General features: G+C 38.4%; 11 protein-coding genes and 3 pseudogenes. 7 read left to right on the top strand and 7 right to left on the bottom strand.

Features of this window, described 5'->3' with window-relative positions; translation table 11 throughout:
- A partial coding sequence (locus AC1DPK_RS33560; protein ID WP_477512955.1) for a hypothetical protein occupies nucleotides 1-260 on the bottom strand: 260 nt, incomplete at its 3' end.
- A gap of 433 nt (nucleotides 261-693) precedes the next feature.
- Here AC1DPK_RS33560 and AC1DPK_RS33555 point away from each other — a divergent pair.
- Nucleotides 694-828: a hypothetical protein gene (locus AC1DPK_RS33555; RefSeq protein WP_477512968.1), complete on the top strand. Its 135-nt coding sequence runs from the start codon at nucleotides 694-696 to the stop codon at nucleotides 826-828.
- A gap of 902 nt (nucleotides 829-1,730) precedes the next feature.
- A complete protein-coding gene (gene ltrA / locus AC1DPK_RS33550) occupies nucleotides 1,731-3,533 on the top strand; it encodes a group II intron reverse transcriptase/maturase (protein WP_477512967.1) in 1,803 nt (600 codons plus the stop codon).
- A gap of 448 nt (nucleotides 3,534-3,981) precedes the next feature.
- On the opposite strand, the pseudogene AC1DPK_RS33545 reads toward ltrA, so the two are convergent.
- The 3 genes and pseudogenes from AC1DPK_RS33545 to yjcZ form a co-directional block, all read right to left on the bottom strand.
- Nucleotides 3,982-4,703, bottom strand: a pseudogene (locus AC1DPK_RS33545) (DUF2935 domain-containing protein).
- Between the two features lie 485 nt (nucleotides 4,704-5,188).
- On the bottom strand, nucleotides 5,189-5,350 hold the full coding sequence (locus AC1DPK_RS33540; protein WP_477512966.1) for a hypothetical protein: 162 nt from the start codon (nucleotides 5,348-5,350) through the stop codon (nucleotides 5,189-5,191).
- Nucleotides 5,351-5,418: 68 nt separating this feature from the next.
- Nucleotides 5,419-5,514 carry a sporulation protein YjcZ gene (gene yjcZ / locus AC1DPK_RS33535; protein WP_477512965.1) on the bottom strand — a complete coding sequence of 32 codons (96 nt, stop codon included), beginning with the start codon at nucleotides 5,512-5,514 and terminating at the stop codon, nucleotides 5,419-5,421.
- A 693-nt stretch (nucleotides 5,515-6,207) separates the two neighbouring features.
- Here yjcZ and AC1DPK_RS33530 point away from each other — a divergent pair.
- On the top strand, nucleotides 6,208-7,110 hold the full coding sequence (locus tag AC1DPK_RS33530) for a hypothetical protein (RefSeq protein ID WP_477512964.1): 903 nt from the start codon (nucleotides 6,208-6,210) through the stop codon (nucleotides 7,108-7,110).
- A 184-nt stretch (nucleotides 7,111-7,294) separates the two neighbouring features.
- Here the strand turns inward: AC1DPK_RS33530 and AC1DPK_RS33525 are convergent, their stop codons facing one another.
- Both AC1DPK_RS33525 and AC1DPK_RS33520 read right to left on the bottom strand, forming a co-directional pair.
- On the bottom strand, nucleotides 7,295-7,741 hold the full coding sequence (locus tag AC1DPK_RS33525; protein ID WP_364150309.1) for a hypothetical protein: 447 nt from the start codon (nucleotides 7,739-7,741) through the stop codon (nucleotides 7,295-7,297).
- Nucleotides 7,742-8,012: 271 nt separating this feature from the next.
- On the bottom strand, nucleotides 8,013-8,606 hold the full coding sequence (locus AC1DPK_RS33520; protein WP_477512963.1) for a hypothetical protein: 594 nt from the start codon (nucleotides 8,604-8,606) through the stop codon (nucleotides 8,013-8,015).
- A 930-nt stretch (nucleotides 8,607-9,536) separates the two neighbouring features.
- Between AC1DPK_RS33520 and AC1DPK_RS33515 the strand changes: the two genes are divergently transcribed.
- The 4 genes and pseudogenes from AC1DPK_RS33515 to AC1DPK_RS33500 all read left to right on the top strand — a co-directional run bounded on the left by AC1DPK_RS33515 (nucleotide 9,537) and on the right by AC1DPK_RS33500 (nucleotide 12,341).
- A complete protein-coding gene (locus tag AC1DPK_RS33515) occupies nucleotides 9,537-9,824 on the top strand; it encodes a hypothetical protein (protein WP_477512962.1) in 288 nt (95 codons plus the stop codon).
- A 415-nt stretch (nucleotides 9,825-10,239) separates the two neighbouring features.
- Nucleotides 10,240-10,562, top strand: a pseudogene (locus AC1DPK_RS33510) (aminopeptidase); the annotation flags it as partial.
- 500 nt (nucleotides 10,563-11,062) lie between these two features.
- Nucleotides 11,063-11,857 carry a DUF6597 domain-containing transcriptional factor gene (locus AC1DPK_RS33505; protein WP_477512961.1) on the top strand — a complete coding sequence of 265 codons (795 nt, stop codon included), beginning with the start codon at nucleotides 11,063-11,065 and terminating at the stop codon, nucleotides 11,855-11,857.
- A gap of 112 nt (nucleotides 11,858-11,969) precedes the next feature.
- Nucleotides 11,970-12,341, top strand: a complete 372-nt coding sequence (locus tag AC1DPK_RS33500; protein WP_477512960.1) for a DUF8051 family protein — start codon at nucleotides 11,970-11,972, stop codon at nucleotides 12,339-12,341.
- Between the two features lie 443 nt (nucleotides 12,342-12,784).
- Here the strand turns inward: AC1DPK_RS33500 and AC1DPK_RS33495 are convergent.
- Nucleotides 12,785-13,824: pseudogene (locus AC1DPK_RS33495) on the bottom strand (SpoVR family protein); the annotation flags it as partial.

Here is a 13,824-nt window from a genome sequence, read left to right as displayed (position 1 = left end):
CAGCCCCAATTATTTCTTCTATCGTCTGTTGTCGCATTTGTCCGATAGTTGTTTGCATTCATACCCGTGTTATTTGCTCCATAGCCATCTCCATAGCCATTCATTTGATTAGTGGTTGTGTTGTTTGTTCCATAACTGTTCATRCGATTATTATCTGTTGTCATCCTATCTACTTGATTTGATTGTTCCGCGAAGGCAGGGAAACACAGTGCGGATGATAGGATTGTAAAGGCAAATAGCAACGAGTAAATTTTTTTCATATTCACTAATTCTCCTTGTGTTCAAATTTTTTACGTTTATAAGTTTCCCTTACTGAAAAAAAATATTCTGCTTTTAAGTAACTCAATTAATACGATTGTAAGCGATGCGATAATTGCGGTATAAGAGAGCTGAGTCTTGAAAACCGCGACTTATGTATCTGTTGGATGGACGAAGTATCTGGATGAATATAGAAATACATCGAAAAATCCTCGACTGGCTAGGTCGAGGACGTTAAAGGAGTGTTCATTGTAATTATATGCGATTATTCAATAACTGTTCCTGAAATGAACACCTATAGAATAAAAAAGGCCTCCCAGAGGTTTGGGAGGGCTTGAGGGATTTAAATATGGTTGTCATATATTTTATGTACTGAAATCAAAAAGGTGATCATTAGGTGTTTTTAATGAATCGAAGTAATTAAGGGAGGGCAATATGAAAATCAAGGAGCAAATGGAAGCTAAGTGGGACGAGACGGACTCTGTAAAAAAAGAACGGGAAAACCTGTTTGAAAACTTTGAAGCTAACAAAGCTAAAATAGCTGAGTGCACTACGAGGGGGAAATTTTGAAGCTACAGTACTTGTTCCTGAAGCGCCAACAACTAGACGAATTCGACCATACTTCCCCCGTCGTTTCTGAAAGTATAGACAGTGTTAAATCTATAAATGAAACATGTATTAGCCTCCTGCAAAAAAGACTTATTGAAGATGGATTCAGAGAACGTCTACAACGTGATAAACTTATTTAAGTTGACGAAGTCTGAATACAGTAATAGTGCGACTTGTTCTACCATAACTGCTACCTTGCAGGAAAGGTAGGAACTTAACTTTAAGTTCAACTCTGCATCCGAAGATGGGAATGAAGCAACCATGTATGCTGAATCCATCTCATTAAGCTCCTACTTGCGAAGGGGATGACAGTTCTCTTTGTAAGAAGCTAGGTAAAGTCGGCAGAACGAAGGCTATAGCCGCTCGCAAGAGAAGGTATGCCAACGGATATGACGGATGGCTGAAAAGGAAATTATGGTGAGAATGTCCAAAATGGACTGACGAACTTCCGAATGTACGGGTCTAAAGGTATAGCATATGGAAACATATGTGTCAGCAAAAGCTGGCGTGGGTGATGAAAAGTACAAATTTTTTCTAGGAAATTCATTACATCGAACAACGGCGATGTCCAGCTCACAGGCTCAGAGGTAGCACCTAACATTTTCATAAATAGCTAGGATTCAGGGAACAAGGAAAGCAAGGAACGTCGAACTACGGTCTGTTAACCTAGACGGTTGCTATAAGGCACTCGCTGAAATGCATTTACCCTTGTGAGAGTAAGGGCACGACCGATGAAGCCCTTGTAATGAGAGCAGAGGAACAGCCCTGAGTCTTCTATAGAATTAGTTAATTTTCCAAAAAGTGAATTGCATTGATCAGGTAAGAATGTGGGAACGCTGCTCCAGTAAAAGGGGGAGTCCACATTGCAAGCTATAAGATATTGGGACTACTACAATATGACCGAGACCTTTACTGATTTACATTCTAAAGCTATCAATGGAGAACACTTTACTCGCTTGTATGACACAATTTCTTCTAGAGAAAATATCCTCCTCGCTTTTAGAATAATCAAAACCAATAAAGGATCGCTTACAGCAGGAACAGACGGTAAGACAATGGCAAGCTTCAAAACTCTAACAGAAGAACAGCTTGTAACTCTAATTCAACGAAAACTGGACAACTATCAACCCAAAAAGGTAAGACGCGTACTCATTCCCAAACCAAATGGCAAAAAACGTCCACTTGGTATTCCTTGCATGATTGATCGTATTGTTCAACAAAGCTTCAAACAGGTTCTTGAGCCTATAGCGGAAGCCCATTTCTTCAAACACAGTTATGGCTTCAGACCATTACGATCTACACACCATGCAATAGCTAGAGTTCAGTATTTGGTTAACATCGTTGGTCTACATTATGTAGTGGATATAGATGTTAAAGGCTTCTTTGATAATGTCAACCACACATTGCTAATCAAACAGCTTTGGAATATAGGAATTAGGGATCGCAGAGTCCTTCGGATAGTAAGCAAGATGCTAAAAGCGGAAATCTCAGGTGAGGGTATTCCATCAAAAGGGACTCCACAAGGTGGCATCCTGTCGCCGTTACTCTCAAATATCGTACTTAATGATTTAGATCAATGGGTTGCAGGGCAATGGGAGACTTTCACAACACAAGTTCCTTATTCAGCAACATGGGTAAAAACTGCTTTAAAGAGAACTAATCTCAAAGAAGGATACATTGTACGTTATGCGGACGATTTTAAAATCCTTTGTCGTGATTGGAGAACGGCTCAGAAATGGTATCATGCCGTTAAACTTTACCTAAAAGATCGACTTCATCTCGATATTTCACCCGAAAAATCACAGATTGTAAACCTAAGAAAAAGAACCTCTGAGTTCCTTGGTTTTACGATCTATACAGTGAAAAAAGGCAAAAAGAGGGTTGCGCAAACAGGCATTAGTGAAAAGAAAAAGCTTGAAATTAAGCTTGAAGCGAAGAAGCATATTAAAACGATGCAAAAATCGCAAACCAATCAAAATGCTAGTGCTTACAACAGTTTCGTATTAGGGATACACAACTACTTCTGCAAAGCAACACAGGTAAATCCAGAGTTTTCACGTCTTAACTATGGTCTTAGAACATTCACCTACAATAGACTTAGACTGGTTGGGAAGTACGAATATCCGACTAAAGCTCCGCCAACTTACAGAAAGTTTTACAGTACAACTTTCAAAACATTTCGTATTCACGAAACATACCTTTTCCCTCTGTGCGATGTAAAGACCTCAAACAATATGTGTTTTGGTCGAGAACTAACACCATACACAGAAAAAGGAAGGCAAATGGTATACAAAAAGTTGAAAGAAGGCATTAGGTCGGAAATCGTAAAACTTATGGAATCAAACATACCCAACCGAAGTGTGGAATATTTGGACAACAGAATGAGTCGATATAGCATGAAAATGGGATGCTGTGAGATTACAGGATTATTCCTGCTCGCATCGTATGTCCATTGTCATCATTACCTACCTATTCATCTTGGCGGGGGCGATAGATTTGATAATCTACGAATCCTTGACAAAGATGTCCACGTACTCATACATGCAAAATCTGAGGAATTGATTGAAAAGCTCATTGTAAACCTTGGTATAACAGAGGAAATGCTATCTAAGGTAAACCAATATCGCAAAATGAGTAACTTGGAAGCTATTAACACAAATCTATAGAAGATGGAACGCCGTGTGCTGTGAAAGTAGCCTGCACGGTGTGGCGGAGGGGAAAAGGCGGAGATRACTTCAAAGTCTTACCTATTCCTATCATGGGGAGATGATTTGGCCAATGCAACAGGAGAGATCGTAGAACCACAAAACAGACAATCGATGGAGAGAAGGCGTTGTTAAATGTCCTGCTGTTGGTGATCGAATCTATATCGTTTGGCCGGAGAACGCAGATAACGGATACTCAGCTTATTCTCCACACGCAATAAATGCTTTGCAAATAAGCAAAGGTCAACTCAGAATATTTTAGATGAACATATGAGGTGTGAAAGTAGTATTCTGGTTATCCATATCCAATCAGGTATTAGTAACCTTATTGCATAGTTTTTTTCATTTAACTATTACCGACTGGACATGGGGAAAAATACATAATGGAAATAATTCTACAATTCAAAGATTAAGCAGGTTTACCTGTCAGACTGTTTTCAAACATATCGATTATAACGAGGAAATGTTCTGCTTCTCTGAATACATGATCCGCCAATAACGGATGAATAATACTTTTTATTCGACAGGCTTCAATGAGGTCACGAGCAGTCCTTTTAAAATCACGAAGCGATTTACCCGACACCTTGTTTTGATCAAGAAATTGGTCAAGTAACGGAACCGATTGCGATTGAGGACGCATAGATTCCAAGTCCTTTGCTTGAAATAGTAAGGTATCAAATTCTTGACTAAAATTATTTGCTTGTTCCACTAGCTTCCGTTCGGAAGGATCAAGTAAATGACTGATGAACTTGGCGTGATCAGCCATGATTCTTAAAAAGAAAACATTCTCGTCAATTATTGCATCAGGCAGCGGCTCTAACCGACCAGAATTTAATTCTGACAACCGATTTCTGAAATAATTCGCTTCTCTGCTTACATGATCGACCAACAATGGGAAGTTGTTTGCACCCGGAAGTTGACACGTCAGTATTAAACCAAGTACTTTTCTTTTGAAAGCCCAAATATATTAGACTGCAGTATGCACTTCTTCATTAAATCTTTTAATTACAGCGGGATCTGTTCCAAAGGTAAAGGCATTAGATTTATTTTCGATCGTTTCGAAGATGGCATAGAAATAGACCAAAACCTAACTTCTTCTAGAGAACGAGCGACAAATGACTGATCAAACAATGGCGGAATCCTCCCTCAAAGAAGTAATCTTTAAGAGTACTGTATGAATGGAAAACTTGTATTATTCCCTACCCAGGATTTTAATTTAGTAATGGGTGATGAATACTCAGTTTGAATACACAAATATGTGGAAAGTGTGAATTGTATTTGAAAGATTTGGATTTATAAACACCGTCTGATTACTGAAATGAAAGCAATAATCACCAACAAAGTGAACAATACCAGGATAATAAGCATAGTAGAACCATCAATAATTTCACCCATCAAACACTCGCCTCCCAATATTTAAAAAGCAATGCAGATTTGTGTGGATGACACTTTGGGGCTGGACGTTTGTTCTGCGGTGATTAGTGATCAAACTGAATATTGAAGATTTTGATATGAATTATTAGAACTCAAAAGACCCATAGAATGGGCCTTCTGAATAGATCGTATTTTATTTTTGTAAAAAGGTGAAAGTTGATCGAACTTCAAAATTAATACTCTCAGTAGTTGCAGCCTGTATTGATGCCTTCAACTCTTCTTTCATCTTTTCTATCTTCTCGTCTATCTTCTCTTTTCTCGTTGCGGCCGAGGACGCCACAACTACAAGCAATAATCACTAATAGAATGAAAAGCACCAGAATCGTACCAAGGTTATTGTGCATTATTCAATTTACCTCCTTAAGTCTTAGTGAATTGTAAAAGTTAGCGTACACAGTTTACGTCTATGGGATTAGTAATTGTCATGGTGGCGGAAGACGTTGCAGCTACAAGCGATGATTACTAATAGAATGAAAAGCACCAGAATCGTACCAAGGTTATTGTGCATTATTCACTTCACCTCCCTGTTTTTGACTACCATGTAGAGTATGTATTGATAGAATTGAGTGATTGGATGTTTGTTCCTGAATGATACTAGCCTTATATAAAAGGATAGGACAATAAGTGTGAACGATTTATGAGACAAAGTTGAATGAATATCCAAATACATGAGGGGGATTGAATGTGAACTTCGATTGCACAAATTGCAAAGCGTCATTTGAAATTTTAGATACTGATCACCTGATTGATATCAGTGAGCCAGCTGTTAGGTATTGCCCTATTTGCGGAAAAGAAACTTGTGTAGAGACATGATTGATTATAGGTGCAACTAAGAAATAGGTGGTGTTGGGATGGAAATGATAACGCTTGAGGAATGTTTAGCACCGCCATCGCAGAACAGGAAGGCGGTAATAACAAAACGGGGAATGACATTTGAATGAGCACGCTGTGGTAATATGATGCCTAAGTTATATATAAAGGATTTTCGGAAGGCAAAGGGGTCTTTAAACCAAATTTGCGAATGCAGCTGTAATAACCGTATTATTCAAGGTTTTGGTTATTCATGGTACGACTACGAAGCAGCTCAGGAGAGAGAACGGAAGTACAGAGGATTATGGAAAGAGGAATGGATGGTAAAGCCGGTGCGGTTTGGCCTTTGATTATCTGAATAAGGGGTAAGGGTATTAATGGCCAACAATACGTGTACCAGTATTCTGCGACTTTCTTTCAAAACTTGATGAACGTGAATTTTCTGCTCATCTCCACAAATACGAAAAGTGATCGCCTAAAAGTCCTGAAGATCCTCGTAGACAAGCTCATTAATAACGAAATTGATATACACCTTTATCACTTTGGGCTTTATCTGCTCAATCCGTACGCAGGAGCAAGGCAAAAAGAAGAAGATGCCAAGGCGGCAGGAAAAAGACGATCTGACTTTATGGATACACTGCCACTATATGAACTCAAAGATAACGATTCGTTTATATCCGAAGTTTGGTCTGGTCTGATAGAGCGTCGCTATCCGGATGTTGGGAAAGAGATAGTACGCGTACCACCATTCAATGAAATTAGGATTCTATTTACACCAAACCAATACCAATTTGGTAATCATACTGGATTGTATTACTCAGATGCGGACTGGTTGGAGCCCGTTCCAAGCTATGAACTTAAAGTGAAAAGATGGGTTGGGGAAAAAGATCCGATGATACCACAATCAAAGAAAGAGGGGGTAATCGAGGGATCGATTATACTTGGTCATAGCGGCGAGGGAGGACTTCGACATTTCGTCGGYCGTGAGCCTGTGTATGCAGGCAGTTACATCGAAATTAAATTTGGAGACGGTTGGATTCCTGGTAGGTACGAATGGAGCTTTGAACAAGGCAACCCAATTCGTATTCACTCCTCGCGTCATAGGATACCTTGTTGTAAACTGATTTGCTTGGTGAAAGTTAAAGAATCGCATAACTGCTATTTGTCCATTTATCAACCAATATCCATTTGCTCATTCGGTTTACGCCTTCATATCGATACACTTTCTCTTCTACAAAACAATGAATATCTGTCCCCATTATGTTCCTCTAATTTATTGAGATTTCTCCATTAAAATGTATTCAAGATATTTCCACGTTAGCCTGCCCGTTAGTTCAACAATTGAGATGAACGGTATGGTCCTATGCTGATGTATCCATAAACGTTGATATATAAGCACTTATAGGCATTTACAAAGACAAATAGATAATACTGTGCAATAAAAAAGCGCCCAATTATGGGCGCTTTTTTATAACATGTTATAACGTAATTGAAATAAAGTCACGATCCAGAACGATGTTACCATCTTGCGGTACATCCCCAGCTACTCCGAAATGGTTAACAATAACATTTGAAGTAGCTGAAAGGATGACAACTACTTCATAGTGATCGTTGACACCAGCGAGATTTGTATTGAAAAATCGAAGGGAATTGGCTGGTATGGTAACGGTGTTGTTACCAATTCTTACTGGTGAATTGGTATCCCAATTAAAGACCATAACGGTTGCGGTTATCGGTGAAGATCTCCGATTCATGACTTCGGTATGGGCAAATGTTGTACTCGGATTTTTTTTGAGAACACCTGTGCTTCTAACAGTACCCGAAGTGGTGTTTTTCACCCGAACTTGCTTTTTTAACTGAGTATTCAATTTTTTCTTCATCGCGCTGGTCTTTACTACTCTCTTAGCTGATGTTTTAATTTTCACTATATCATCTCCTATATGGGGAATAATATAGTATATATAAAATTGATAGATTTGTTTGTGCGGTATTACTAGTAGATAAGCACATTTAATAGAATTGAAAAACTTACTTTTCATTGTACATGAGTGGATATCAATACACACTAATAGACAGTATGGTTCGCGAATACGACGGCAGCCATGGACGAGAAATAAAGTCCTAGAAAGCCGCTGCTATCATTGAACTATCATTCCCCGTTAGTGGAACGATAGATTCCATTTTGAAATCGTTATTTTATGAAATCAAGTCTGAACTTTTATGAGGCTCCTCATCTTCATTAAAATAATCTATATAATATCCTTCTGAATCCCAGTAATCTTCATACTCTTTATAAATATCGTTGATATTATTCTTTGGTAACCCACAATTCTCTAATAGCCATTCTCTTATATAATTAATATCCTTATTCTCATCTTCCTTGATGAAATCCATAATTGCGGATTCTTTTGCAGCATTATCTGGGACATAAATAACAAATGAAGCGTTAAAAGTCCTCATAAATCCATAGCTAACATTCCTCAGCAACTGTTGTATCTCATTATCTACTAAAAATCCTTTCCATCTAAAATAATGATGAAAATAACATACTTTCTCTGACAATGTAAGTGATATTCCACAGGGACCTGCCAAGCTATTTGTTCCGTCTGCACTATCAAAACTTGTACGCCACTTCCTCACATTATCCTTTGGATTGAATGGTAAAAGTGTATCAATAAACTCACGAATTAATGGAAATCGAGAACTGTTTTCATTTAAATCATTGCATAACTCTATTATTTCAGTTTTTTTAAGGTTATGTGACATATACGCAGTAAAATTCATTCCCACAGATGACACCACCGAGTAAATGATTAGAGATTGATACTAATAATTTCCGAATACCTAAGGTATTCGAGAAGTAATTACACTAACCTGCCCGTTAGTTTAATAAAATGAGCAGGACACCAAAGCCTGCTCTAATGCAGACAAATATAGTTTGAGAATCATACTTTTTGCAAACTAATTGCTGACTATATATAGAAATGTTAGTGCTATGCTCAATATGAAATTATTCAAGAATAAGCTGGAGGGATTAATGGATAAGTAGTGCAGCCACATTAAAAAGATTTTTTGAGGAAAAGGAATCAGAAAACCGAACTTATTTTATAAAACATAATGGTTCCGTTCATATGATAGAGTATGATTTTTTAATTGATGTAATAATCATGAGCAAAAGAAGATCCTGGGCATCATTGTTCAAATTGATTTTAAAAATGGTGATGTACATCATTTTTTAGAGCATCTGGCTACAGGGTATGTAAAGACCAATTACTAATCAAGATTTCGATGATTATACCGTATCAAAATGTGTGATAAGTAAATGAAACGTACCAAAAATCAAATATATAGTTTTTGAAACGCTTTATTGTGTCTTTTTTATGTGTATCAAAAAGCATGCTTTCTAAAATGGTTAAATGTCCTGTTCAATTTTAACAGTTGAGCATCTCTGGATGTAAAATTCCTAGAAAGACGCTGTTGAATGAAGTTAATGATACTTTTCATGCAAAAGCATTTGTAACAGAAGTTATATAACATGAATCATTCATAACATACTATTTTTACCATCACTTTGTTTTTTGTAATCAAAAAATATCTCAACTAAATACCAATCTTGCTTCAAGTTTTTTATCTTTTAAAAGTATACTTTCAGGAATTACAATAATACTTAACTCATTTTCTCCGATATATAATATTAATTCAATGAGAGGAAGTTGAGAAATGTCTATATCAACAAATAATCAAATTTTTGCTGTTTCTATCATCATTTTTACAATAGTGGTAATAATTCAACACTTGCATGAAATTAGTAAGATTAATGCACCAATCAAGCAAGTAATGGATAAGTTGAATTTAGGGAAAGTAGACGAAACACTGAGATTATATAAAGCTTATATGAGCTTGGCTGAGTCATCCTTTGAGAAATTTAGAATTACTAAGTTAAAATTAAAAACTTATGAAGGAGGTCTTGCACTACAACATACGTTGATCTTATTAGTAAGTTTATAGTGCCATTAATACTAGCTTCATTTACAATCTTTATATCAATTAATGCGAGCCTCCTTGTTTTTGCAAATAGTAATAAAGAGCAAGATTACGAAGGTTATAAAGAGTCGATTGTTCAAATTATCCATAGTTTTAAAACGAGTTCAGAATCATACTCTTCATTTTTTCTTTGTTTTTTATTATTTTTTTTCCTTCTTAACACTTACTTCTTATTAAATTCAAGACGTACAAATATAAAGAATAAACATCTGATAATAATTGAAGAAGTAGAAAAAGCCTGGATAGGTAAACTTAGAGAATACAAAAGAGAAAAATAATTAACGGCCTTACCAGGAGGTAGTCAAGATTTTCTTTATTCCCCTCCAAACAAACTCTATACTCCTAAAGTGTGATGATGCCGTTGTGGCTAAGAAATAGATTGCCGGATACTGATGAAGGTGCATCCTATCTCGGTGAGGTGGCTTTAGTACCGCATGATTCCCCGATCTCCAATTGAACAGAGTACTTTACAATACCGGCATTGACGAGAATGCTTCCTGTCATTTGGCGCTAGGAAGTGCTTATCCTGTTAATATGGAAGGAAGGACGAAACCATCCAGCGAAGAACTTCTGGAGCGGGGCGTTAATGTAAGTCTTACGCATGTTGACTTTATGATCGGCTGCGCAAATCTTGATGTTGATGGCGAACTTCCTGACGGAACCATCGAGCCTGTCTTCCAACAAGGGAATGGGGCTTTCTAGGAGGACTGTTCACTCGACGGCGAATTGTGGTTTTGCACAGCCACGGTTCGCCTCTACCAACATGAAAAAGGACACCTCAGAGGTGTCCTTTTTGCGTTGAGTGGAGTCTCGAGGGGGCGAACCCTGGGTTAAGTCCGCGCGGACTGGAGCGAAGCGTAGAGAGCACGGAGTTTATATCCAACCTCTAATATCGTCAGCGGGGGATAGACATCGTGAGCAAGTAAGATGGAGATATGAACAAGGCCCTCACCTCCACCATGGGAAAGCCCGGCCTCATACGGTTAGGACTTTTGTTACACTCAGAATTGTAGACATCAAATTTATTGAGAATTGAAAATCTGTTTGGTTGTTGATATTGTGTTTACAATAAACTAGAAAATTAATAGCGGGTTTTATCGAGACATGTTTTTTCCCCTTGAAATGACCTATGGAATTCGAGTTCAAGGGAAACGTGGACAAAAAGTGGATAATCACCAGTTTTTTAGAAGGAGATGCATACGATGATTCGAACTTTTGAACCAATAAATGCCTTACATAAGATAGTGGGCTATATTTGGGTCGTAGACTTCGACTTTCTCTCTGATGACAACAGAGAAGATATAATTATGCCACTGGGGTATATCAATATCATTTTCAATTATGGGTCTGCCTATAGGCAGGTGGGAGAAGATCAGGAAATGGTGATCCCCAATACGGTTGTGATTGGTCAAATGAAAAGCGTGAAATATGTTCGATACGGACAACAGCTGTATCAAATCGGGATTTCATTAACTCCATTAGGGTTTATACAATTGTTTCATGTGCCCAGCCTCGAATTGGCAGAGCGAATCGTTCAAGCCATCGATGTGGACCCTGATCTAGATGAACTATACCGAATGATGATGAAATCTAGAGATGTGGAGCAACATATCATAACAATCAATCATTATTTGCTGCATAAAATGGCGTTGAATAAGAAGGATACTGACCGCATAGAAAAAATGCTTACTTATGTAGAACGAGAATATGAAAACTTGAACATTGTGAGTATGGCAAAATTTTTTGGTATTTCAGTAAGTACGTTGGAGCGTTTCTTCAAAAAACAGATCGGACTGACCCCAAAGGCCTTTGGAGATATTGTGAAGTTCAGAAAACATGTTGAGGATGAAGGATTGAGAAAGGATATGCAGTATCGTTACTATGATCAGTCCCACCTCATCAAAACATCCAAAAGATTTGCAGGCAAAACCGTCAAAGAGTTAGAGAAACTGCCGCATGAATTAACCCTTAGTTATGTATGGCATGGTCAGAAGTAATAAATACCTGATCATAGATGCTGATTTTTTACAATACATGTTTTATCCTTCCTGTTAATCTTGAGACACTAACAAATGAGAGGAAGAGATAACGATGCAGGATATTATGATCATGGCAAGTTTACTAGTGTTTTTAAATGTAACATTATTGGCGATATTGGTTCCGGGAGGACCGATTGAGAATAGAGATTTCTCAAAATTAAAGGGAGGTGTATTTTGGGGGTTTAATCTGTTTCTTATCTTGCTTGGAATTACGTCGTTTATCGCGTGCTATCTCTTGTTGATATCACATCCAAATGCCATTTTAATCACACAAATCATCGCTGTTTCATACTTTATCGTGTACATTATCGACTTAGCGGGTATCTTTCCAAAATCACCGACTAAAATGTCTAAGCCACTTGCGCTGTTCGAAGTCATTAACGCATCCATGGCTGTATTCCTCTTCCTCTTTGTGACGGCGATTGTGCACATCGGTTCGTGAGGGCAGGAACTGTGTATGTTGTTTTTACGGTTTAGCAACGTCCGAAATAGCATTCGACTATTTAGTTGATAAAGGTAGGCTTTGTTTATTCAGATAAGCCATAGGTGCAAGCAGCTGTAATATTTAGCAGACGAGAGTATATCTTCAGATGTTCTTATTCAAGCCTAAATGCTTTAACATATTGAAGATAGCTTTCCTATAATAGAGAAATTTCTATTATCTGACCCAAATTATAGCCGGTTCGGAGCGATACTAGGGTGACATCAAAACTGTGACTACACCCGTAGAAACCTATGTTGCGTTATCTTCGGACAGGAATCCGATCCCCTTCGCCCCCTCTGTCCGAAAAATAGAAAACCCGATCGAATGAGATCGGGTTTTTTGTATTAGCATTATACATGATAGCTCTTTAATGCTGAGTTAAGAAACAATATCCGTATAAATTAAACAAACTTCCGACTCGTCTTCTTCCCATCACAGCTGAACACAATCTTCTTATCCTCAACAAACGTCTCCAGGTGAACGTTTTTCCCCCAAAGCTGAACGACATGAGGCAGCGTACGCTCCACATACTTCAGATTGAGCTCCATCCCTTCATACTCATGAATAAGATAAAGCTCACCCACACGATTAAAATCCCCATCCTTAACCATCAAACTAGGGAAACCACCGTTTACTTTTGAATAAACTAGCTGATCGCGAATTTTCTCCCACGACTTATCGGTAATTTTCCACTCAGGGCCTTTTTTCTCGAAAATGTACAAATCAAGATCATTAACCAGATCCTTCGTTAGATAGTTGCGGATGAACGAAATATCTGAATCGAGCTCGCGTACCTCGAACATTTTTTCTCTGCCCTTGCCGGGGACGCGTCCGAAGCGTGCTTGTTCTTCCTTCGTTGGATTATTGAAACGGCGTTCGATATCCTCGAATATTTTCAAGCCCAAATAATAGGGATTTAAGGTGTGCCGGGAAGGCTGCACGACAGAGGAGTTTAGCTTAGCGAACTCAATCGTTTCATCGCTAGTTAGATCAAGCTCGCGTATGATTCGCTGATGCCAGTAGGAGGCCCAGCCTTCGTTCATTATCTTGGTCTCGATTTGCGGCCAGAAATAGAGCATCTCATCGCGAAGCATAGATAGAATGTCGCGCTGCCAATCCTCCAGAGTAGGGGAGTATTCCTCAATAAACCAGATGAGATCTTTTTCTGGCCGTGGCGGAAATCGCTTGGCGTCAGCGGCCTGTGATTGAGCGGCTGATGYGGCAAAGCTGTCCGATCCGGGTCCAGATTCCACAAATCATCATAAGAGGAAGAAGGGATATTCCACTCCGAGCGCTCGCTGTCCTTTTGCACCATTTCGATATAACGTTTCTTATCCAATTGATATGGCTTAATGAGCGTCGGATCGACATGCTCTTGAATGGCAAGGATCGCATCGATAAACTTCTCGACCGCCTCCGTGCCATGATCCATTTCATATTG

This window comes from Paenibacillus sp. 01T424 (assembly GCF_056398745.1).
Note: the sequence above shows the minus strand (reverse complement) of the source record. Positions and strands in the feature narration are given on the sequence as shown.

Coding starts and splice junctions, on each gene's coding strand:
- AC1DPK_RS33555 (WP_477512968.1), top strand. CDS start 694: ATGAAAATCAAGGAGCAAATGGAAGCTAAGTGGGACGAGACGGACTCT.
- AC1DPK_RS33540 (WP_477512966.1), bottom strand. CDS start 5,350: ATGCACAATAACCTTGGTACGATTCTGGTGCTTTTCATTCTATTAGTG.
- yjcZ (WP_477512965.1), bottom strand. CDS start 5,514: ATGCACAATAACCTTGGTACGATTCTGGTGCTTTTCATTCTATTAGTA.
- AC1DPK_RS33515 (WP_477512962.1), top strand. CDS start 9,537: ATGTCTATATCAACAAATAATCAAATTTTTGCTGTTTCTATCATCATT.
- AC1DPK_RS33505 (WP_477512961.1), top strand. CDS start 11,063: ATGATTCGAACTTTTGAACCAATAAATGCCTTACATAAGATAGTGGGC.
- AC1DPK_RS33500 (WP_477512960.1), top strand. CDS start 11,970: ATGGCAAGTTTACTAGTGTTTTTAAATGTAACATTATTGGCGATATTG.